Here is a 21,833-nt window from a genome sequence, read left to right on the forward strand (position 1 = left end):
TATTACCACATCACCCCACTTTCCACCACTTATTTTTAAAATTTTATAATTACTTCTTTACCTATGTGTTTAAATAAACGAATTCAGCATTATAAACGATTAGCTATCCACTTACCCACATCAAATAATAAAACTTAAATTGCGCTCAGTCCCATAAATTAAGGATTTAATATACTACTTAAAAGTAAAAAACACGCTACGTCTAAGACATAGCGTGTTTCGTGGAGAAAAGTGGTGGATTATAATTTAGCTACATAATGTTCCCCGGAAAACGAGTATTCATATTGAATTAATTGATTTAACCATTCAAAACCATATTGATTAAGAAAAGAGACAATATTCCAACATCGTTCTTGAAGACCATTGTCTGGTCGTAAGAGAAGTTGCATGGCATCAAAATTTCGTATTATACGTTGATGTTTCGCCATACTCTCCTTCTCGATCGCTTTTTGCAAATACGTAACATGTTGATGAATATAGGCTAAGTTTTTCTCAGAGATCTGTTTTAAGTCTGGACTGTGAGCAGCTGCAACATCCCGTAACGGCTGATGAATTCGTGTCATCGCTTCAGTAATCTGCTCCACCAACTGATCTAATGGGGGGGTTTGTTGATTTCTTAGCCAGTTTATTTTTTGATATTCTACCCCATGATTGATCACTTCTTCTATTGAGATACCATATTGGTCACTAAACTTCTCACTTTTACGGTCAAGTAGTGTAATGGAAATACGAGGACAAACTGGCGGCATTGTTAAATCTAATGCTTGAAAGGCTGGTCTTAAGATAGACCAATACCCTAATTCACCAGGACCAGCTATAAACGCTAGCGTTGGAAACAACCATTCTTGCATCACAGGTCTTGTTACAACATTGTTGCTTAATCTTTCTGGTGTTTGTTCCGCAATTGTTAATAACTCATCTGTAGTCAATTTACATTCTTGATTTTTTCCTTCCCAAGTTCCATCATCTTGTTTCATCAGTAAAATTCGATCCCCATTTACGTGATAGAATAGATGGCCATCATTTTCTTCTACATCAACTGAAACAGAATAACCAGTTTGTTTCACTTTTTGCAACTGTTGAAATACACCACGACTAATAGAAGGTTGTTTCGTGATCATTTCCTGAAACGCTGAAGATTCCAATTGTCTAACAGCTGGATCACCAGAATCAATTAACACTACTCCTTCTTCCTTAAATAAGGATTGTATTAATTGTGCAAAAAAATCAACATATGTAGATGATTGCTTTAATCGTTTAATAATGAGGCTATATAATGATTTAGAATAAGTCGTTTCCTCCATTGATTGAAATAACTTGTTGACCCAATTGACCATTTCGTCATGGTCAAACTTCATAGAAGAGACAGAATTTTTATGATTCGCATGAGGATCAAATCGGTGTTTCTTCAGTTTCCCGTTATTTGGTATCATAATATGATTGATTTCATCAAAATCATGATCTTCACCCGCTATCCAAAACACTGGAATAACTGGAACACCAAGTCGTTGTGATTGTTGTTTGGCAAAGGTCAAAATAGAAATGATTTTATGGATGGTATAAAGTGGACCAGATAACAAGCCCGCTTGCTGTCCGCCAATAACGACAACACTATTTGAATTATGTAATAATTCAATATTGTGAAACGTTTGTTGCTCCGCACCCCACCGCTTATTTAATTGGATTAGCACATCCACCAATTGTTCCCGGTTGTACGTTCGTTCTTTTATGTTCTCTAGACGCTGGATCATTGCCTCCTTATCAAAAGGGTTATATTCAAATTTGTTCATAATTAATTGATTTTGTTGATAATAATCTCGCAATAAAGTCTGCTGCGATGTCGTTACTGGAAAGATATGCACAACTACCTGCTCCTTCTATGCTAATTTGTATAGTTCTATCCATTAATCATTGTAATAATAATACCTACTGTACCTAAAATAAAATGACCTAAGAAAAAAATCAAAAAAGTGGCTCGCCAAAAAATTTTCCAAGCTCGTTTAAATATAATTGTTTCTGTTAATTTCCATTGAACAATAACAGTTGTCATTAAACCAAATAATAATAAAATAATAATTAGTCCTAAATAGCCAGATCCAAACAAAGTCTGTAACATCATCATAACAGAAAGAATATAAAATATGGTTGTATACGTTATACTGCGATGCAATGCACGTTTTTTATTACCCGTCGTCCATTTGATCATATAGTATATACTAATCGTTGCAAAGATAGGGAAAGTAACCATTAATGCTAACAGTGTCCCGATCACCTTTGTCATTCTAGTTACTCCCTTTCTCTTCTAATGCTTTAATGGAAAGGTACAAAAATCTCACATATGAGACCTCTTGTGTTGCATGATCTAATATATATCCTAAAATACCATCTATTTCTGTGCGTTGGTATTTACTTATGTCTACTTTCATCGAAGAATCGTTTGCTTTTGTACGATCAATAATATCCAAAATACGTGGCCAGTGGTTTTCTTCTTTTTCCTCAAGGACCGTACATACTTCTTTACATACTGCTTTAGTCAATGAATACAAGTATGAATTACTTAAAAGCGCCCCATTTTTCACTTGGAATAATGCTGTGATTGGGTTAATTACAGCATTAATAATTAATTTATTGATTAGTACCTCATTCCAATTTTCATTGATTACAATTGGACTAGAGGTTTGCTGCAAAGTATCTATCACATGGAGAAACGTATTCTTTTTGCCTTTTAGCAAAGCTATATTTAATGTTCCATCACCTGTATGCGTCACCATATGATCCGATTCACGTCTCGCTCCATGTTCACAAGTTCCTAAAAGAATCGTTTGTTTATCATTACCTTTTAATAAGCTATCAACATGGCTCATTCCATTTTGCAAATAGAGAGTTGCACCATTATACGACCGTAACTTGTCCATGATATCTGCTAGATGATATTGTTTAACACAAACGATATATAATTCCATTTGCGTAATATTATCTATGGTTTCTGCCTGCACCAAATGTTTTGTTTGTCGAGGCATAACGGTAATGCCCTCTCGATTAATTTGTTGCTTTTGTTTTTCTCTTCTCACATATAACGTTATTTGATGATTGGATTGTTCTAACATAGAAGTGAGCAATAAGCCAATTGCTCCACCACCTATAATGCCAATTTTCATTTTATAAATCCATCCCTTACAATTGATCACATACTTTAGGATATACTATCGATCTTCACTTCGTCTAGACAAAAATAAAAAGGATATCCCAATCAAGCGTTCATCGTTGGGCATCCTTTGTACCATCTTATTCTTTTAATTGCTTAATCAACTGATTTACTTGTTCTACTTCTTTCAGAACGGTTTGATACTTTGCTAGCTTTTGTTTTAAACGCTCGTTTTCCTCTAATGCTCGCTCTAATTGATCAGTTCGATTTAATTCTTGACTATTTAGAAAATGATAATTCCCTTTCATATTTTCTAAAATAGAGATGGCAGTTTCTAATGAATAAGAATTATTGGGACGGGTGAAGTCTGCCATCAATTGTTGAGGTATTTTTTTTCTCTCTTTTTTCGCTAAGTCAATTGCCTCCTGGTATTGCTTTCTCACCGATGCATTCCATCTAAATCCACATGCTGCCGGTGTTCTAGAAACACGCTTACCCACTTCTTTAAATGCTTCTAGCTGTGTTTTTCCATCACGAATATAACGTAAAACTGTTTCAGCAAGCAGTGTATCCTCTTCCGCAGACCACGCGTCTTGTCTAGTTACATTCATTTCATTCCCCCTCCTACTACATTTGCTATTACTATATGCAAACAATAGGAGTACTAGAATTAAAAGTCATTAAAAAAGATGCCAGAAACATCTGCCATCTTTTTTTACATATTATTTTGCAATAACTTCTTTTCCATCATAATGTCCACAAGCTTTGCAAACATGGTGAGGTCTTGTAAGTTCACCACAATTTGAACATTCTACCATACCTGGTACAAATAGTTTTTTATGCGTACGACGTTGATTTTTAACTTTTTTAGATGTTCTTCTCTTAGGTACTGCCATGTCTTACACCTCCTTTATAGCAAAAACGAAAATCTTATACTCACTTTATCAGCACATAAGGCAAAAATGTTTATATAGCAATCTAGCCTTATTGATTTTCTTTATCTTCCTTTTCATTCAACAAATCTTGTAATTTTTGCATACGTGGATCCATTGTCGGTTCTTCTGTTTCCTGCTCAGAAACAATTTCCCAACCTTCTCCAGAAGTTAATGCAAATTGATCAATTTCTTCTTGACTCGCATAGACACGAAAAGGAATCTCCAATAGTACATTTTCCTTGATATATGGATCTAAGTCAAGCACTTCTCCATCAATTGGATGAATTTCTGATTCATCTTCTTCCTGATAATATGGATCAGTCGAAAATACTTCTACTGCATCTACTTCAAATGGATACGTTACATCAATTAACGTTCGAGCACATGGTAAAATCATTGTACCGGTAATGGTTAGATAACAAGTAATTTGATTTCCTTGTGCATTTGCATGACCTGTTACATGAACAGATCCAATTCGCCGAATATCATTATTCCAATTTTCAATTTCAGATATATCCACTGATTCATCAAATGGATAATCATCGAAACGAATTATTTTTTGAATGGAAATTTTCATTTCTATCACCTCAAGGCACAACGTTTATTGTAAAAGGAATTTTAAGTTTTGTCAATATATTTTCTTTACAGCGCGTATTATTTCAACTATGATACAATACTACCCAGAAGGAGTGAGAACTATGCAAGCTTGTGGCGTTATTGTCGAATATAATCCTTTTCATAATGGGCATGACTATCATTTACATAAAGCCAAACAAACTGCAGGTGCTGATTGCATAATTGCAGTTATGAGTGGCAATTTCCTGCAAAGAGGAGAGCCTGCTATTGTCGATAAGTTTTCACGAGCGAAAATGGCAATTGATCAAGGAACTGATATCGTAATCGAGCTTCCCTATAGTAGTACGGTACAACACAGTGATTTATTCGCAGAAGGAGCAATCACTCTACTAAATGAACTACAAGTATCAAGTGTTTGTTTTGGCAGTGAACTGGGCACTATTGCACCTTTTCTTCATACTTATCATTCGTATAAGAACAATGAAACATTGTTTTATCAAACACTAAAGGAGCAACTATCGTTGGGGGTCTCCTACCCAAAGGCTAGTGAATATGCTTATCAATCCATAAATATTGATTTTAACGAGACACTCGATTTAACAAAACCAAATAACATATTAGGATTTAGTTACATAAAGGCAATCAAATCAATTAATCCAATCATACAACCTTTCACGATCAAAAGAAAACAAAGTGATTATCATGATAAGCATTTAACGACTCCTTACGCTAGTGCAACTAGTATTCGGCATCAGTTGTTGAACGAAGCCATCATTTCGCAACAAATACAGGAGACAATGCCAGAGCGTACGGCCGATCGATTAAAAAATTATCATGAAACAGCAGGAACTTGGCATCATTGGGAAGATTATTTTTCCTTGTTGCAATATCGTGTATTAACGATGGATACACAGGGTCTGGCTGAAATTCATGGGGTTGATGAAGGATTGGAAAATCGATTAATAAAAACAGCCAAAAATGCAACTTCTTTTCAAAATTGGATGGATAACCTAAAATCAAAACGCTACACACAAACCAGATTACAACGTATGTTTACCCATCTATTAACAAATACATCTAAAAAAACGATGAACCAATTACAGCAACAACCCTTTCCTTATATCAGGCTACTTGGACTATCAGAACAAGGTAGAGCTTATTTAAATCATACAAAAAAAGAGCGAACGGTTCCTATTTTCACCCAGTTCAGCAAACCTGATTCACTTATGATGGAAGTAGAGGAACGCGTATCAAACGCTTATTATGCTATCCTTGCACCACACATAAGAAAAAACATGCGAAAGCAAGAATTTGAACCACCTTATCGTGGATGAGTTTATATTTGATACAGAGAGACAACTATACCCCTAAGAAGAGAAATAGTGGGTAAAATCATCCCTCAATGATCTTACCCACTAATCTTAGTACGTTTATAATCTTTAGCTATGCATATTGCTTTGCTCCTACCTTCTTAATCCAAATTTTCCAAGTAATTTAGTGCATCTTCGAACGTATCTACTGGAACGATTTCCATCGATGTACCAATCTCTTTCGCGGTCTTTAGCGCAACTTGATAATTAGAATCGGCTGCGCCATCTTCATTTGGTGCAAAAAAGACTTCACATCCTTCTTTATCTGCTGCTACGACTTTTTTATCAATCCCGCCAATTTTTAATACGTCTCCATCATAACTTATCTCACCTGTACCAGCTATTTGATGGCCATTTGTTAAATCTTTTTCTGTTAATTGATCATAGATCTCTAAAGAAAACATTAGTCCAGCACTTGGACCACCAATATCCCCGCTTGAGAACTTCAAATCTGGGTTAACAGTAACTTCACGATCAGTGACTAATTGAATACCGATACCAACTTGATCTGGATTATCAGGGAAAGGAGCTAAGGCAATATCCACCTTTAATTCCTCTTCCTCTCTCACAATCGTTAGTGTAATTTCGTCTTTATTATTATTTTGATCGACCGTATCAATTAATGCTTCCGCATCTTCCACTTCTTGTCCATTGACCGCAGTAATTCTATCCCCTATCTGCAGTTTCTCTTCTGCCGGCATGCCATCTACCACTGAAACAACATAAACACCTTCATACGAAATATTGATATCTTTACCTGCTGCTTGATAGGCTACTACTGTTGCCGCTTCTTGCGAAGACTCCATCATTTGTAATTGTGCTTGAAAGTATTCTTCTTGTGATATTCCTTCAGGAAAAACTTTTGATAGTGGTTCGATTTCTTGATAAGGACGCACCATCGCCCATAGATAGCGTGCGGTTGTTGCTTGTCCTCCTCGAACAGTTACTAAATGCATATCTCCTTGACTCTCGTAGCCATCAGCAACCTGGACGACAGGATTTAAAGCATCTGCCGTTCCAGGCTGATATATGTAGTAAGGTAGTGGATACAATGTAACGAACATCATAACTAGTAATAATAATACATACAATGAAATTCTTTTCTTATTCCATTTCATAATTAAATTCCCCTCTTCCCTCTTTACACTCTATATTTATATAAGCTTTTTCTAATTTGGTTAGCATAAAAAAAAGACCTGTCCACGTATATTAAATATAGAAAGTCCAAAAACGAAAACTATATTTAGTTTACTATTTTTCAAAATATAAGTACAGAATAGTGATGTAGCTAGGAGGATATCTTTGAAATCAAAACTAAAATCAGCACTTTTAGCAATTGGCTCATTAACTGTAGCAATTGGATTAATTACTTTTCCTAATCACACCTTGCAAGCAAGTCTAAGAGGGGTGGATATGTGGTGGGGGACGGTTTTTCCGTCATTATTACCATTTTTTATAACAGCTGAATTACTTATCAGCTTTGGAGTAGTACGATTTATTGGTGTATTATTTGAACCAATCATGCGGCCATTATTCAATGTACCAGGAGCAGGGAGCTTTGTTTGGGCGATGGGTATGGCAAGTGGTTACCCTTCAGGAGCTAAACTTACCGCTCGATTACGTCAAGAAAAGCAATTAACTAAAATCGAAGCTGAGCGTTTAGTGTCATTCACAAATGCATCAAATCCTTTATTTATTGTCGCTGCTGTTTCAGTAGGTTTCTTTCATGATGCTTCCCTTGGTTTTTTATTAGCTGTTGTCCATTATGTCAGTAACGCACTTGTTGGGATTTGCATGCGATTTTATGGAAAAAACAAAGATGCCGGTCATGAACCGCGCAATTACCTTTCTTTTGCAAAAGCTTTTGAAGAGTTACACGAAACACGTTTAAATGATAGACGACCGTTTGGAAAAATACTTGGCGATGCTATTATCAATTCCGTACAAACGTTATTAATGATCGGTGGGTTTATTATTCTATTTTCGGTTATTTCCATGTTATTCGCGCAAGTAGGTATCGCTGCTTTTTTATCCAACGGACTAGGAGTAATTTTACAGTTGTTTCATTTGCCTACTGAATTGGCTTTACCTATGTTTTCTGGATTATTCGAGATTACGCTTGGCGCACAATTAATTGCAGATACAACGAATACCGGGCTTTTAGCTCAAGCAATTATTGTTAGTTTCGTTTTTGCTTTTAACGGTCTTTCCGTTCAAGCACAAGTTGCAAGTATATTAGCAGAAACAGACATCCGCTTTTTCCCATATTTTTTTGCTCGCTTATTGCATGGGTTATTTGCTAGTGGACTGACGATTTTGTTATTTCCATACCTATATCATCCAGAAAAAACGACAACAGGAACACAATTTACTTCGGTGTTTTCTCCATTAACTACGCAAAATAATCTAAATATTTATCAAACATTGATACATTTTGGGCCAATGATTACTATTGTATCTTTAGGAGTTGCTTTCGCTCTATTATTACTATCTAGTCGAAAACACTCCTAAAGTGAAACGAATCGTTTAATTGTCGCTTAGTTTAAATTTTTCTTTTAAAGCATCTTCCACAACACTAGGTACTAGATCTGATACGTTTCCTTTATATTTTGCTACTTCTTTCACCATGCTAGAGCTCAAGAATGAATATTGGTTATTTGTCATGATGAAAAATGTTTCCACATCTTCATTTAATTTACGATTCATTGATGTGATCTGCAATTCATACTCAAAGTCACTTACTGCTCTGAGACCGCGCACAATAGCTTGGGCTTGTTTCTCTCTAGCATAATCCATTAATAGACCGCTGTGTGAATCAACCGAAACATTTGGAATTGAAGCTGTAGTTGCTTTTAGCAATTCTATTCTCTCATCTACAGAAAACAACGGTGACTTTGATTGATTATTAAAAACAGCTACAATCACATGATCAAAAACATTCGCAGCTCGCTGAATAATATCCAAGTGACCAAATGTTATCGGATCAAAACTTCCAGGGCATATTGCTAATCTATTCACTGTCATCATCTCCTATTTTATAAATGGAAACCGCAATACTGTTACTATAAACTTCGGAACGAATTCGTCTAAATCGACTATATGTATCGGCTAAATGTTCCTTTGCATCATGCTCACAAACAATTAATGTGTCTCGATGGCATAGACCATTACTTTCGATATGCTCCAATATTTTTTTGTAAGCAATTTTAGTGTATGGCGGGTCAAGAAAGATATAATCAAACTCTAATTGTCGCTTACCAGCAGCCTTTAATGCTCGAAATGCATCTGTTCGATATACCTCTGTGCGATCTTTAAGATGTAAAGATTTAATATTTGCATGAATGGTTTGAATAGCTTTTGATTGTTGATCTACAAATATACCACGGTGCATTCCTCGACTAAGCGCTTCTAATCCCAAACCACCACTCCCAGCAAATAAGTCAAGAAATTGTCCTCCCTCAAAAAAAGGGCCAATCATTTGAAATAAAGCTTCCTTAACTTTATCTGTCGTCGGGCGTGTTGCATTGCTTGGTACAGCTTGAATACGATGCCCTTTATATGTACCTGCTATTATTCGCACAAGTACCACCCCTTTTTTGTTATATTCGATTACAATGCTACCATAAATTTCACCATTGAGAAATATTTATTCGCAGGTATAGAATTAACATTCAGCGTCCATACTAATTTACTGAAGTAGCTAAAGTTTGCTTTGGTTATTTCTTGAAGACGGAGAAGGCTTACGTTTCCCCATAAGTTCTTCCTCCGGTTTCTCCTCTCCCTTTGCCTTTTTAGTTTCTTTTGTAGTAGAAACTAAAAAGGGCCTGCAGTGTTTACATCTGCAGGCTTTTTTTACGTATAATTTTTGTAACAACAAAGTTTTTCAAGAAACTTAAATCCCCATCTTATAATCATATTCTTTTGCTTTATCTTTCTTTGCATTTTCAAATTCTGTTTTGATAGAAGGTTTGAATGATTTATCTACTCTTGAAACAAATGGAAGTTTCTCTAATTTCATTAATTTATCTTCTATCTCATCTTGATTAACATAAACAACAGCATATTTCATATTTTTCGATACATAAATTAAATGACCGTAACGCTTAATCTGTTTTATGTTTTTCATATGTTGAAACCAAATAATTAAACCTTGTCTGTTTGTACGCATATCATGTCCTCGCTTACCAATTAGTTTGCACAACCCAAGGAAGGAAGACTAAGATGCTTGGCATCCACAACTTCCACCGGAACCGCAGCCACAACCACTGTCTGTAAATAACGCGCCCTCTTTAGGAACTTTAACTTGTTCACTAACACTATGTGCAATCGAGGTGCTTATCTCATCAAGTAACGTTTGTATATTACGCTCGGCAACTTTAAAAGTAGCTACTTTTTCATTCATATCCATTTCACGCTTCGTTTGCCTAATTTCTTTCATTATTTTACTATAATCGGGGTGATAACGACCAAACCGCTGCACCTCTTCATATTGTTCTTTTGTATGATTAAACTGCTTTATGAGTCGTTGTGCTTCTTGATCATTTGCTAACTCACTTTTCGCAACTAAGTATGCTTGCATAACATCAGAATGAATAATCATCTGACCAATTCGTTCTGAATCATCAATGATATCGACAATTTCCTGTGTTGCCAACATTACTCCCACCTCCATTATGTTTATCATATCAGTAAAAGTGATAAAAAAAAAGTGCAAGCACTTAATCTTTCATTGTACTTGCCATGTGAAGAAACATACCTAGTAACTGCATTTGTTCAGAAATTTTTTCGACGCGTTGTGGAATAGTTCTTCCCTGATACTGTTTCGCTTGTTTTTGTAAATCTTCAAATGCTTCTGGATTTCGTGCTAATGTTCGATACCAATTCGGTTGGTTTCTAAGAAAGCGAAGTAATGCTGGCTCTGCTTTTATTTTTTGATAGATGGTTGGTTCCATCCCCATCCCTCCTAGTCACCATAAAAATGAAACGGTGGTCTGTTATTGTTTACAGGCTTGTTGGTTGAAGGAGCCTGTTTTTTCATATCTTGAAATTGACTAATTAATGATTGAATATTGGTAATGGCTCCATTTAACTGTCCGATGTGCCCCTCTACTTTCTCCATATCTACCTTTTCCATCAATTCGGTCATCTGCTTCATCCACCCCTGTCCTTGCTTTTTACCACTCGAAGGGTTTGTCTCGCTAATCGTTCCTCCATCCACTTGCTTATATTTATCCCAACTAGGATCATCTTCACCTAACAATACCCATTGTTCGTAAAAATCCTGCCACTTTTTACCGCCATTTCGAACCTCTTTTATCATACCAGGGTTTTGTTGCACAAACTTTTTAAATGTCTCTATTTCTTGTCGACCTTGTTTATTTGTCATAAAATTCACCCCAAATATAAAACATCATCCTTATTACACTATATGAACAAGAAAAAAATGATGTGCTTCTTACCTACAAATAATAACTTTAAAACAACAAAAGTACAGACTCCATTGCAATGAAGTCCATACTTTTATTTGATCTAATTGATTGGGTATAGCTAGATTAACGCGTAAAGAAATTAGTGTCTTTTATTATAGGAGTGGTGATTACTTGTTGTTTTTTTGTGATTAATGCAATTCACTTTGTTCAGAAATGTCTTCTAATGCGTGCCCTGCAGCTACATTTGATCGTTGTTCTAAAGCTAAGTCGCCTAATGCCACAATTCCTACTAGCTTATTTCCTTTTACAACAGGTAAACGACGTATTTGATGTTCAGCCATAATTTTGGATGCTTGTTGAACACTTGCATCGGGGGCTACAGAGACTAAGTGTCCACTCATCACTTCACTGATTTGTGTCGTACCTGGTTTATCTTTTGCATACCCTCTTAGTACTAAATCTCGATCGGTTACCATACCTATTAAATCGTAACTATCTTGACAAATTGGAATAGCCCCGACATTTTTTTCTGCCATCTTTTTTGCACAATCAATTAAGGTATCATTTGGTTGACAAAAAGTAAGGTCTTTCGACATAATTTGATTAACAGCTCTCATTAATTTTTCACCTCAATAAAACATAATAATATACAATGAATGAAAACCATTCATTATAAACTATTATGTCCATTCAATTAAAAATTTTACATCAAATACTTAGTTCTTGATGAGAATTAATGGAAAATAACGATTCATGGTATAATAGTAAAGGTTTATACTATTCAAATGTTTACCGACATGCTATATTTTGTATATACATAAGATGATGAAATCCAAAACCATCTTTTCTACTTGAAAGGAGAACTATACATAATTGTTTCGATACCTTACTAAACGTCATTGGTTGTTAATTCTGTTAGCAATTAGTTTAATTTTAATTGGATATTTTATTTTACCCGTTTCTGTACCGTTAATTTTAGCTTTTTTTACTGCTTTATTTTTAAATCCGTTGATACGATGGTTACAATATCGATTTAAGTTAAACCGAAAATTGTCAGTCACAATTGTTTTTTTGCTGTTTATCATTGTCGCGGGGTTACTAGGTACGTATGTAGTAATAAGTGCCATTACGCATATTGTGAATTTTGTAGAGAATATTCCACAATATATTAATCAAATTAATGCAAAAATTGGTGAATGGCAAACAAGTTTTGAGAATGTAAGTGAGAATTTACCAGAAGACTTCACAGAGCAAATAAAAGAGCGCATGAAGGACAACATACAAAATGTTTCTACACTAATCAACGACCAATTTCAAGTAGAAGACATTGCTGGTATTGTGGCAGCTGTGCCTCAATATCTTGTAAGCTTATTAGTGTATCTCATTGCTTTATTTTTGTTTATGATCGAATTACCAATTTTAAAAGCAAAGTTCTATCAATATTTAACAGAAAAAACGGCTGAAAAAGTTCAATTTATGAATGCACGATTATCTTATGTTGTATTAGGTTTTTTAAAAGCACAATTTCTAGTTAGTATTATTATCTTTATTGTCACTTTAATTGGGTTATTGCTAATTGTACCCCAATATGCATTCATTATGTCACTCATTATATGGTTAATTGATTTCATTCCTATTATTGGATCTATTGCCATATTGGCGCCCTGGTCTATTTACATGTTCATTACTGGAGACGTCGTTATGGGGACGCAACTAGCGATACTAGCGATTATATTACTTGCTATTCGAAGAACAGTAGAACCAAAAGTGATGGGACACCATATTGGTTTATCACCGCTAGCGACGTTAATCGCTATGTATATCGGGTTGCAATTAATTGGACTACTTGGATTTATCATCGGACCATTACTTGTTATTGGCTTTAATTCTGCAAAAGAAGCTGGGATTATTAAGTGGAACTTCAAAATTTAGCAAATTTAACAATGCAAATACCCCGTATCATAAACAGATGACACGTCATTCTGTTTATGATACGGGGTATTTTTAACTATTTAGAAAAAGTCCAGTAAGTGTGGTTTCTTTACTTCACTAATTTCGTTCCAGTTCTTTGTATATTCTTCTATATCAATAGCTGAAAAATTTCTTAACACGTCTAGAGATTCGCTACCGAGTAACAAAGCTGTTACGGTTTGAATATTTGCTTTTAAACGGATGTCTATCTGTTCTTCTTGTTCGTTCTTAGCTACATTAATACAGTTTTTTTCTTCAAAGATTACATTCCACGTACCGGTATTCCATGGCGCAAATTTATCTGTAATAGCAAATTGTATCACTATTCTCTCGGGGGTTACTATATATGGATATTGTTTTATGAAGTTTTCAAAATCAACGATTCGAGTCATAAAATACGCTTGTTTTTTTAAAGGAATTCGTGGATTATCTAGAAAAAAAGCGAATAACTCGTTTGGCTGACTGTCAATCTTTATCGTATCAATCATGGAGTCATGATTTTTAATCCAACGTAACAACGTTTGAAAAGCATCCAGTGAATGATGAATAAACTCTTTTATCTGTAATTCTTTATTCTTTACCGTGCTTATTAAGTAACCATTTGGATTGCCTGCTTGGTCATAGGAAATGCAAATAGTATCTTGCTTGTTTATCCTGCGTTCCTTCCACCACCAATTGCTTCGATTCATCATCAACCCGTATTTAGTTGCTTCTTTTTGATAAAGGTCAGCTAAAATATTACTAGCTGCAGTAAAATTCACCCTTCTACAATACCCACTAGGCTTATAATTTGGAATATCCTCTGAAGTGAGCTGATAATTGTAGGTATAATGTGTGAGTTCGTACCCAAATTGTCGGTAAAACCTGATCAAAAAAGGATGTAACATCGACAAAGTTAATCCGGTATCTTTCATTTCTTTAAAGGATTCCTGCAATAATTTATTTACATGACCTTTTCTTCTAAATTCGGGCCATGTTGCTACACCAGCTATACCACCAAACTCAATGACTTTGTCTCCTAAAAAGAGTTGAAGTGGCCAGATATGAACTTTAGCAGCTAATTGCTGTTCGGCAAAAGAACCGAATACCGTTTGATGTTGTGCCATGATTTGCTTTCTTTTTTCTTTATCCTCTTCCGATAAGGTGTATCCAAAAGCATATTCATTTAATTTTAATGCGTCGTCAAAATCATTTTCTTGCAGTGCTTTAATTACATAATCACTCATGCTTCCTTTCCCCTCTCCAGTGTAATGACATCCTCTATTATTTTGATTTGAAAACCAATTTTTTTCAAGATATGTAAAGAAATTTTATTATTTTTATAACAATATGCTCTAATTAGATCTATTTCCTTTATCTGATCAATATATTTACATACCAGTTTTAATGCTTCAGTAGCATAACCATTGTTCCGGTGGCGCGGAAAAATATGATATCCAATCTCGATGCAATGATCTATTTGTTTTAGGTTGAATTCCCCTATAATTTGATTCGTTAGCAATAATTGAATCATACAAGGGCCGAAGAGATTACTTTGCTCTTTTTTTAATAATTGATCATAGTAAAGAGGAAGTGCAATCGAGATGGCATTTGAAGGCCAACTTTTTTCATAAGGAATATTAAATTCTCGAAAAAAATCCAAACGGTGGCGCAATAATAAACGAACGTGCTTTTCAGTAAGCTGCGTTACTTTTAATTGATCCCCTGTTAGTTTCATAAGAACTCACTCCTCTATTAAACATATTTTTATGTAGAAAAAGAGTTATCTATAATTAATTAGATAACTCTTTTTTCTTACAGACCTAATATTGCCTTTATCATACTTGTCGTTTCTCCACCGTCAAAGAAAATATAGAGTAACAAATAAACCAAAACCCCAGTAATTGCTGTAAAAAACCAAATGATACTTGTGATTGGTCCAATTTTTCGATGTTTTTTAATACGACGTTTAAAGGCTAATACCAGTGTTACGATACCAAATACAGCACCCGTTGTTGCCAAGATAATATGAAAGATTAAAAATAGCGTATAATAAATCTCTAAATTTTCTGGTCCACCAAAACTAGTATTTCCAACAAAAACTGTTCGAGAAGCATATATGACAAAAAATGCTAGTGCACTAACCGCTGCTGATAGCATAACTTTTTTATGTGTTTTATATTTTCTCTTAACAGCAAATATCCATCCAATGGCTACTAAAATGGCGCTTAGTACAATTAATCCAGTACTTAAAGTCGGTAAAAATGGCATAAACTCTTCCTCTCTCTTTACAAAACAACTAAAAAATGACTGATGGTAGGGTAATTAAAATCATTCCTATAAATAATATCATTAAATAAAATAAGGAATAAAGAAACAATTTATTAGACCATTTGTAAATGTCTTGTTTTTTATATCCTTTAATCGCCATGACAAGCCAACCAATATTTAAAATAGTAGCTAGAATAATAACTGCCCAACCTAACTTCAGCAAAAATAAAGGTAGTGGTAGCAAACAAATTATATAAAAGACTATTTGGCGTTTTGTCACGTCAAAACCACGAACAACAGGTAACATTGGTATGTTAGCTGCTTTATATTCATCTGTTTTTTTTATCGCTAGTGCTAGGAAATGCGGTGTTTGCCATATAAACATAATTGCAAACAGTGCAAAAGCGGTTAATGATAAATTAGGATCCACAGCGGCCCAACCAATTAACGGTGGGACAGCACCTGACAAACTTCCAATCGCTGTATTTAATGTATATCGACGCTTAGACCACATCGTGTAAAGTACAACATAGGCAAACCATCCAAACAAACCTAATAAAGCAGCTTGCAAAGAAGTTAGTAATAATAAGCCTACGCCAACAATAGTTAATATAATACCCATCCATAAAATTACAGGCAACGAAATACTACCTGTCACTGTAGGACGTAATTTTGTTCGGGTCATGATAGGGTCAATATCACGATCATAATAATTGTTTATTACACAGCCACCTGCAATAACCAAAGCAGTCCCAGCTAACATAAAAAGTAATGATGGCCAATAATTACCTAGCTGCCATTGATTCTCATAAAGGGCTATCCAAAATCCAGCAAAAGCTGTCATTACGTTTGATTGAATAATACCTGTTTTTAATAGATATTTTAAATCTTTTGCTAAACTGTTTTTATCTTTGTCAGCAGTTGAAGATAACATCTTCGTTCTAGTTGACTCCAACTTATCCATGTATGTCACATCCATTCTTGTAGTTTCAAACAAACATTCAATTACTTATTATATAGTATTGTTTAAAATATTTCTAAGGGTTTACTCGGAAAAAATTAATTCAAAAAATATCAAAAGAATAGTATCTAATTTCGTAATCCCAACGTATTTAAGACGACGCTAATCTTTTTATCATTTCTCATACAAATAGGATGCATACAAAAAGGAAGCTTCCATGTTAATAAAAACATGAAAGCTTCGTCTTAAATCGCATCACATTGTATTTATAAACACAATGTGATGCGATCGCTTATGTTAAAATAAACAATTAAACAAACAGTAATTTAATACTAAACTAAGCTTGTCCTTGCCACCTCTTTTGTTGTATACCCGAACTATTTGCAGTTTTATTTAAAGGTTTATTCGTGGTTTGTTCATGTTGATCTCTTGGTTCTAAATTAGCTTTTTTCACATGTCTTGCAACATTATTTAAAATCCCCATTGCTGCCATTAAAACTAATAAAGAGGAACCTCCATAACTAATAAAAGGAAGCGTTACACCCGTAATTGGCAATAAGCCACTAATAGAACCCAAATTAATAAAGGTTTGTATACCCACCATAGAAGAAATGCCAATAGCCAACAAAGAACCAAATGTATCCTGGCATTTTCTTGCGATATATAAGCCTCGCAAGACGATTAGAGCTATTAGAGAGAGAACAACAGCAACACCAATAAAGCCTAGTTCTTCAGCAATGACAGCCATGATGAAATCATTATGTGCCTCTGTTAAATAGCCCAATTTTTGAATACTTTGTCCTAAACCGACACCGTCTAATCCACCTGTGCCAATGGCAAGATAAGATTGAATTAATTGATATCCGCTATCTTCTGCATCTGAAAACGGTTCGTATGCTCCAGTAACACGAGTCAAACGACTATTCATTAGCGTAAGGGAAGCAACAACCAGAAAAATAATCCCCGCAGTGATTAGAATAGATAGGTGACGCCAACGAATCCCTGAACTAAAGATAACACTACAAACAATAAGAAAAATAATCGCTGCTGTTCCATAGTCTGGCTGAAACATAATCAGACCTAATAATAGCCCTGTCATCACAAGTGGAGGTAATACTGCCGTACCAAAATTGGATATGTAATTCTGCTTTTTAGCATAGACAGAAGCCAAGTACATAATCAGACCTAGCTTTACAAACTCGGCAGGTTGAACAGAGAATCCACCAATATTAAGCCAGGATCTAGCCCCTTTAACAGGATCTTCAAATAATACAGCAATCAACATAATGAATAATATTCCAATAACTATTTTCATTAACGATTGATAATGTCGATAATTAAAAAAGCAGCAGAATGTGAAAAGAACAAATCCTATAGAAAAGGATACGATTTGTTTCATCATATAATAATTGGCAGGATATCCTTGCTTTACTGCAATAACCATACTAGCACTATAAATCATCATTATACCAAACAACGAGAGTATAATTGGTGTAAACATGAGGGTAAAATCAAACGTTTTCCATTTTTGTTTCATCTTTTTTCCCCTTAAAATATTAGTTTGAAATAAAAAAACCTTGCCATATCGAGTTTAGGCAAAGGCTTTATTTATGATCGACACATTACGTCCGTTGTGAAGCTTCATGTAGTAAATTCAGTTGTCTTTCCAAACTTTCCAAGAGTTGTTTTCCTTCTTCTTCGGTCACTAGATGCAACCGAACTGCAAAATCAATTTCTCTTGATAAGCCAAACATCTGTGTATCTAACACTTCTTCATATAAAGGACATTGCGGCATGGTTAGATTGTCCATTTGCACTTTGATTAATCTCAAAATTTTATCTGCATCAGCCTTAAGAAGGGCATAGGCTTTTTCTGTATTATTCACAGCCACTTCAGGTATCAAGTTAATCCCCTCCGTTAAACAACTTCTTTCATCTATCTTAGCGTTAATAGCGTAAAAATGCAAGATGATACATGAAGATTATTCAAGTTTTATTTGGATTTTTTACCTAATAGCTAAACACTGTATAAGTTTTTATATATGACAAAAGCTAACGACAAAACAAAACGGATGGAGGGACAGATTTTGAAAAAAACACTGGCTTTTATGTTTTCTCTTCTATTATTAACAGGCTGTCAATCAAACGAAGAAAAACCATTAGCAGAACAAGGATCAAACGATCATGTTTTGCAAGTTGAGAATTCCGATCCTACTGAAGAAAAAGAAACGGCAACCAATCAAGAGATTGCCAAGCATTTAGCACATGTAGCAAATAGCGTTCCTAATGTTAACGAAGCAACTGCTATCATTGCAGGACCATACGCAGTTGTTGGGATAGATGTTGATAAAGATTTGGATCGATCAAGAGTAGGAACAATTAAATATGCGGTAACTGAAGCATTGCATGATGACCCATACGGTAAGACAGCTGTTGTTGTGGCAGATGCGGATGGTACACAACGCATCAGAAACATGGCACAAGGATTTCAAGACGGAGATCCGGTTCAACAAATTATTGAAGAACTTTCTGCGGTTGTAGGTAGATACATGCCCGAGACACCACCATTAAATAAGCATAAAAATGAACCAAACACTGCTGAAGAAGGCGTGTCAGAGCAAGAAGAAAAAGAATTAGAGGATGTGCAAGAGAAGCAATCGAATCATCATCTGAATAAAAATGGAGAATAGGTAAAAGCCTATTCTCTTTCTTTTAGATGGTTATAATAGTTTACACCAAATTGAGATCCTTCATCAACCATTTTGGCATTTTCGATAGCATCCGTTTCAGGTAGACCCGCTTCTTCAATTGGAAATGACTCCTCCATTTGAAACATTTGTATCCAATTTTTCATAGTCGTTTTTGCACGTTCATTTTGAAAAAAGTAAGTTAATGCGCCTATACCGACGACAAGTGAAAATAAATAGCGTTTACGCACTAGCGATCTTCCTTTCCAATTGTTTTTCTACATCATGCAATTCAATTTCTTTTATACTATTTCCCTCAAGGTTACAATTCAAACCAATGTTTTATTTAAGATACCTTTTTGCTATTTACATTACTGTGATACACTATGAATAGCAGGAAGGTTATCAACAAAAAAATTGAGGTGACAAAATGAAAGTGAAATGTCCGATTTGCGACACAATTGATGATATTCGTTCAGATTCTCCATTAGCTAAAAAACTTAGAAACAGAAGAAAACACTTATATTTATGCCCAACCTGCTCTGAACGTATTGGGGAAAACACTAAAAAAAGGCATGCTACAGGAAATTTTCGCTTATACAAAGAGAAAAAGCAAGATGACCCATTTATTTCCTGATTTAGGACATTACATGTTTACTATAAATAAAATATATAGAGGACACAAAAAAGCACGTCGACCATTTAACCTAACAAAAACAGTTGACGTGCTCTTTGGAATTCTATGACCATAAATCCGTGTACTAACAGTTATTTCAATTCAATATATTCATCAATTATAGGGTTAGCTACCTGTTTATTTCCTGAAAAAATCGTATTTTCTGTTAGGAAATTTAATGGTTTTCCATCAATTTGAGATGTTGTTCCCCCTACTTCATTAACAAGTAGTACACCCGCAGCAAAATCCCAAGGATGTAACTTCATTGATATGTAAGCATCTAGACTACCTTCTGCAATCCCCGCAAATTCCAATGCTGCTGAACCATATGAGCGTGTGCCTCTGACCTTACGTACCAGTTGTTGAATTTTTAGATGATTAATTCGTCGATTTTCACCACTCCAGATACTATTAATCAGTAGAATCGTTCGCTCAAGTGTAATGTCCTCTTTCAATAACTGAAGTTTTGTATCATTACGATATGCTCCCTCACCTGTTTTCACATGATACAGCACGTCTTCCATTACATTATAAATAAGCCCGATTTGACCAATACCGTCGTGGTAAATCGCTAATGATATAGCAAAGTTACGTTTTTGATGAACAAAATTCATCGTTCCATCAATTGGATCAATGATCCAGACCGTTCCATCTAATGACGCAAGCTCATCACCAAAGCCTTCTTCAGACAGTATCTTGTGATCTGGAAAGTATGATTTAATTTTTTTAGCAAAAAATTGTTCCGTTTTTTGATCCATTTCTGTCACTAAGTCGTTTGGATTTGATTTTGTTTCTATGGTTAACGGTTTATCTAAACTTTCACGAATCATCCTACCAGCATCTAAAACCCATTGTTTTGCTATAGTATATAGCTCATTTCTATGTTTTTTCTCCATCTTTATCCCTCCTATTCGACACATTCCTTTTATACATATTAGCAAACTTAAATAAATTATGCATTATGTCTTGCACTTGAATACGAAATAAAAGATTCGTATGATATAGTTAAGATGCACTTATTATTTAAATCATTAACGGATGTAGTGATAATTTGAAAGGAGCTTTTATATGACAATAAAAGGTTTTGAAAAGAAAGACTTTGAGACATTTTACATCGAAGGTCTTGAAGATCGGATGAATGCTATCCAGCAAAGAATCCAGCCAAAATTCAAAGAAATTGGTAATGAATTAACTGAACATCTTGCTGTCGCAACTGGTCATGAAATGTTTCTACACATTGCTAAACATGCTAGAAGATCAGTAAATCCGCCAAATGATACATGGCTGGCCATCGCAAATAATAAGCGAGGATATAAAAAACATCCCCATTTTCAATTAGGACTTTTTGATGACCATCTTTTCATTTGGTTAGCGTTTATTTACGAATTACCAGGTAAAGATAAGATTGCAGGGAGATTTTTAAACAAAATTGAGTCCCTGCAAGAATTGCCGGATTCTTTTGTTGTATCAATGGATCATATGAAAAAAGATGCTTTTCCTATTATGGAATTATCAGAAGATCATCTAGAAGGAGTCCGTGACGTAAAAAAAGCAGAATTCTTGATTGGAAAACATATAGCTAAAGAAGATGCAATTCAATTAGATGGGAATGCGTTAGTGAAAGAAGTAAAACAAACATTTGACCAATTAATACCTTTCTATTTAGAAGCAACTCAATCACTGTAACAATCTGATACTTCATTAAAGGAGGAGATCATACCTCCTTCTTTACATTTTTATTAATGCTTTTAAAACCACAGGCTATGCCTGTGTGAAAATAAACCTTTAAGGGATGTAACAAAAGAATCTCCAATCGTATAATAGAGATGGCCG

General features: G+C 34.7%; 28 protein-coding genes. 6 read left to right on the forward strand and 22 right to left on the reverse strand.

Going from position 1 to position 21,833, the window contains the following annotated elements; translation table 11 throughout:
• Positions 1 to 239 precede the first annotated feature (239 nt).
• The 6 genes from bshC to DES48_RS03240 all read right to left on the reverse strand — a co-directional run bounded on the left by bshC (position 240) and on the right by DES48_RS03240 (position 4,657).
• Positions 240 to 1,862, reverse strand: a complete 1,623-nt coding sequence (gene bshC, locus DES48_RS03215; protein WP_113866757.1) for a bacillithiol biosynthesis cysteine-adding enzyme BshC — start codon at positions 1,860 to 1,862, stop codon at positions 240 to 242.
• A 35-nt stretch (positions 1,863 to 1,897) separates the two neighbouring features.
• The gene (locus DES48_RS03220; protein WP_079709352.1) at positions 1,898 to 2,281 is read right to left on the reverse strand and encodes a DUF3397 domain-containing protein; all 384 of its coding nucleotides are present in this window, start codon (positions 2,279 to 2,281) and stop codon (positions 1,898 to 1,900) included.
• Between the two features lies 1 nt (position 2,282).
• Positions 2,283 to 3,158, reverse strand: coding sequence for a 2-dehydropantoate 2-reductase (locus DES48_RS03225; protein ID WP_113866759.1), 876 nt, complete (start codon positions 3,156 to 3,158; stop codon positions 2,283 to 2,285).
• 127 nt (positions 3,159 to 3,285) lie between these two features.
• Positions 3,286 to 3,756 carry an RsfA family transcriptional regulator gene (locus tag DES48_RS03230; protein WP_113866760.1) on the reverse strand — a complete coding sequence of 157 codons (471 nt, stop codon included), beginning with the start codon at positions 3,754 to 3,756 and terminating at the stop codon, positions 3,286 to 3,288.
• A 111-nt stretch (positions 3,757 to 3,867) separates the two neighbouring features.
• Complete coding sequence (gene rpmF / locus DES48_RS03235; RefSeq protein WP_079709349.1) at positions 3,868 to 4,041, reverse strand: 50S ribosomal protein L32; 174 nt, start codon at positions 4,039 to 4,041, stop codon at positions 3,868 to 3,870.
• 88 nt (positions 4,042 to 4,129) lie between these two features.
• Positions 4,130 to 4,657, reverse strand: a complete 528-nt coding sequence (locus tag DES48_RS03240; protein ID WP_113866762.1) for a YceD family protein — start codon at positions 4,655 to 4,657, stop codon at positions 4,130 to 4,132.
• A gap of 121 nt (positions 4,658 to 4,778) precedes the next feature.
• On the opposite strand from DES48_RS03240, the gene DES48_RS03245 reads away from it, so the two are divergent.
• A complete protein-coding gene (locus tag DES48_RS03245; protein ID WP_113866764.1) occupies positions 4,779 to 5,990 on the forward strand; it encodes a nucleotidyltransferase in 1,212 nt (403 codons plus the stop codon).
• A 137-nt stretch (positions 5,991 to 6,127) separates the two neighbouring features.
• On the opposite strand, the gene DES48_RS03250 is transcribed toward DES48_RS03245, so the two are convergent.
• Positions 6,128 to 7,144 (reverse strand): SepM family pheromone-processing serine protease, encoded by a 1,017-nt coding sequence (locus DES48_RS03250; protein WP_113866766.1) that lies wholly within the window; start codon positions 7,142 to 7,144, stop codon positions 6,128 to 6,130.
• Between the two features lie 184 nt (positions 7,145 to 7,328).
• Between DES48_RS03250 and ylbJ the strand changes: the two genes are divergently transcribed.
• Positions 7,329 to 8,537, forward strand: a complete 1,209-nt coding sequence (ylbJ, locus tag DES48_RS03255; RefSeq protein WP_113866767.1) for a sporulation integral membrane protein YlbJ — start codon at positions 7,329 to 7,331, stop codon at positions 8,535 to 8,537.
• A gap of 15 nt (positions 8,538 to 8,552) precedes the next feature.
• On the opposite strand, the gene coaD is transcribed toward ylbJ, so the two are convergent.
• From coaD to DES48_RS03290, 7 genes are all read right to left on the reverse strand, one after another.
• Positions 8,553 to 9,044 (reverse strand): pantetheine-phosphate adenylyltransferase, encoded by a 492-nt coding sequence (coaD, locus tag DES48_RS03260; protein ID WP_113866769.1) that lies wholly within the window; start codon positions 9,042 to 9,044, stop codon positions 8,553 to 8,555.
• Positions 9,037 to 9,615, reverse strand: a complete 579-nt coding sequence (gene rsmD / locus DES48_RS03265; protein WP_113866771.1) for a 16S rRNA (guanine(966)-N(2))-methyltransferase RsmD — start codon at positions 9,613 to 9,615, stop codon at positions 9,037 to 9,039. The genes coaD and rsmD overlap by 8 nt, the downstream gene beginning before the upstream one ends.
• Before the next feature lie 303 nt (positions 9,616 to 9,918).
• Complete coding sequence (locus tag DES48_RS03270; RefSeq protein WP_079709342.1) at positions 9,919 to 10,194, reverse strand: YlbG family protein; 276 nt, start codon at positions 10,192 to 10,194, stop codon at positions 9,919 to 9,921.
• A gap of 48 nt (positions 10,195 to 10,242) precedes the next feature.
• On the reverse strand, positions 10,243 to 10,683 hold the full coding sequence (locus DES48_RS03275; RefSeq protein WP_113866773.1) for a YlbF/YmcA family competence regulator: 441 nt from the start codon (positions 10,681 to 10,683) through the stop codon (positions 10,243 to 10,245).
• 61 nt (positions 10,684 to 10,744) lie between these two features.
• A complete protein-coding gene (locus DES48_RS03280; RefSeq protein ID WP_079709340.1) occupies positions 10,745 to 10,978 on the reverse strand; it encodes a YlbE-like family protein in 234 nt (77 codons plus the stop codon).
• Between the two features lie 11 nt (positions 10,979 to 10,989).
• Positions 10,990 to 11,412 (reverse strand): YlbD family protein, encoded by a 423-nt coding sequence (gene ylbD, locus DES48_RS03285; RefSeq protein ID WP_113866776.1) that lies wholly within the window; start codon positions 11,410 to 11,412, stop codon positions 10,990 to 10,992.
• A gap of 231 nt (positions 11,413 to 11,643) precedes the next feature.
• Positions 11,644 to 12,072 carry a CBS domain-containing protein gene (locus DES48_RS03290; protein ID WP_113866779.1) on the reverse strand — a complete coding sequence of 143 codons (429 nt, stop codon included), beginning with the start codon at positions 12,070 to 12,072 and terminating at the stop codon, positions 11,644 to 11,646.
• A 256-nt stretch (positions 12,073 to 12,328) separates the two neighbouring features.
• Between DES48_RS03290 and ytvI the strand changes: the two genes are divergently transcribed.
• Positions 12,329 to 13,387: a sporulation integral membrane protein YtvI gene (gene ytvI / locus DES48_RS03295; RefSeq protein ID WP_113866781.1), complete on the forward strand. Its 1,059-nt coding sequence runs from the start codon at positions 12,329 to 12,331 to the stop codon at positions 13,385 to 13,387.
• An 80-nt stretch (positions 13,388 to 13,467) separates the two neighbouring features.
• On the opposite strand, the gene DES48_RS03300 is transcribed toward ytvI, so the two are convergent.
• The 6 genes from DES48_RS03300 to DES48_RS03325 all read right to left on the reverse strand — a co-directional run bounded on the left by DES48_RS03300 (position 13,468) and on the right by DES48_RS03325 (position 18,541).
• Positions 13,468 to 14,652: a GNAT family N-acetyltransferase gene (locus DES48_RS03300; protein WP_113866783.1), complete on the reverse strand. Its 1,185-nt coding sequence runs from the start codon at positions 14,650 to 14,652 to the stop codon at positions 13,468 to 13,470.
• The gene (locus DES48_RS03305) at positions 14,649 to 15,143 is read right to left on the reverse strand and encodes a GNAT family N-acetyltransferase (RefSeq protein WP_113866785.1); all 495 of its coding nucleotides are present in this window, start codon (positions 15,141 to 15,143) and stop codon (positions 14,649 to 14,651) included. The genes DES48_RS03300 and DES48_RS03305 overlap by 4 nt, the downstream gene beginning before the upstream one ends.
• A gap of 77 nt (positions 15,144 to 15,220) precedes the next feature.
• Positions 15,221 to 15,676 (reverse strand): DUF420 domain-containing protein, encoded by a 456-nt coding sequence (locus DES48_RS03310; protein WP_079709334.1) that lies wholly within the window; start codon positions 15,674 to 15,676, stop codon positions 15,221 to 15,223.
• 28 nt (positions 15,677 to 15,704) lie between these two features.
• On the reverse strand, positions 15,705 to 16,610 hold the full coding sequence (gene cyoE, locus DES48_RS03315) for a heme o synthase (RefSeq protein WP_245911279.1): 906 nt from the start codon (positions 16,608 to 16,610) through the stop codon (positions 15,705 to 15,707).
• A 364-nt stretch (positions 16,611 to 16,974) separates the two neighbouring features.
• Complete coding sequence (ftsW, locus tag DES48_RS03320) at positions 16,975 to 18,174, reverse strand: putative lipid II flippase FtsW (RefSeq protein WP_113866789.1); 1,200 nt, start codon at positions 18,172 to 18,174, stop codon at positions 16,975 to 16,977.
• 85 nt (positions 18,175 to 18,259) lie between these two features.
• Positions 18,260 to 18,541, reverse strand: coding sequence for an Fpa/YlaN family protein (locus DES48_RS03325; protein WP_079709331.1), 282 nt, complete (start codon positions 18,539 to 18,541; stop codon positions 18,260 to 18,262).
• A gap of 183 nt (positions 18,542 to 18,724) precedes the next feature.
• Between DES48_RS03325 and DES48_RS03330 the strand changes: the two genes are divergently transcribed.
• The gene (locus DES48_RS03330) at positions 18,725 to 19,327 is read left to right on the forward strand and encodes a YhcN/YlaJ family sporulation lipoprotein (RefSeq protein ID WP_245911266.1); all 603 of its coding nucleotides are present in this window, start codon (positions 18,725 to 18,727) and stop codon (positions 19,325 to 19,327) included.
• Between the two features lie 8 nt (positions 19,328 to 19,335).
• Here DES48_RS03330 and DES48_RS03335 read toward each other — a convergent pair whose 3' ends face one another.
• The gene (locus DES48_RS03335; protein ID WP_079709330.1) at positions 19,336 to 19,575 is read right to left on the reverse strand and encodes a hypothetical protein; all 240 of its coding nucleotides are present in this window, start codon (positions 19,573 to 19,575) and stop codon (positions 19,336 to 19,338) included.
• Between the two features lie 179 nt (positions 19,576 to 19,754).
• On the opposite strand from DES48_RS03335, the gene DES48_RS03340 reads away from it, so the two are divergent.
• On the forward strand, positions 19,755 to 19,961 hold the full coding sequence (locus DES48_RS03340; RefSeq protein ID WP_079709329.1) for a YlaI family protein: 207 nt from the start codon (positions 19,755 to 19,757) through the stop codon (positions 19,959 to 19,961).
• Between the two features lie 131 nt (positions 19,962 to 20,092).
• Here DES48_RS03340 and DES48_RS03345 read toward each other — a convergent pair whose 3' ends face one another.
• Positions 20,093 to 20,896 (reverse strand): inositol monophosphatase family protein, encoded by an 804-nt coding sequence (locus DES48_RS03345; protein WP_079709328.1) that lies wholly within the window; start codon positions 20,894 to 20,896, stop codon positions 20,093 to 20,095.
• Between the two features lie 172 nt (positions 20,897 to 21,068).
• Between DES48_RS03345 and DES48_RS03350 the strand changes: the two genes are divergently transcribed.
• Entirely contained in the window at positions 21,069 to 21,686 is a 618-nt protein-coding gene (locus tag DES48_RS03350) for a YktB family protein (RefSeq protein WP_113866791.1), read from the forward strand.
• Positions 21,687 to 21,833: the final 147 nt, after the last annotated feature.

The organism is Paraliobacillus ryukyuensis, assembly GCF_003315295.1.
GTDB classification, from domain to species: Bacteria; Bacillota; Bacilli; order Bacillales; family Amphibacillaceae; genus Paraliobacillus; species Paraliobacillus ryukyuensis.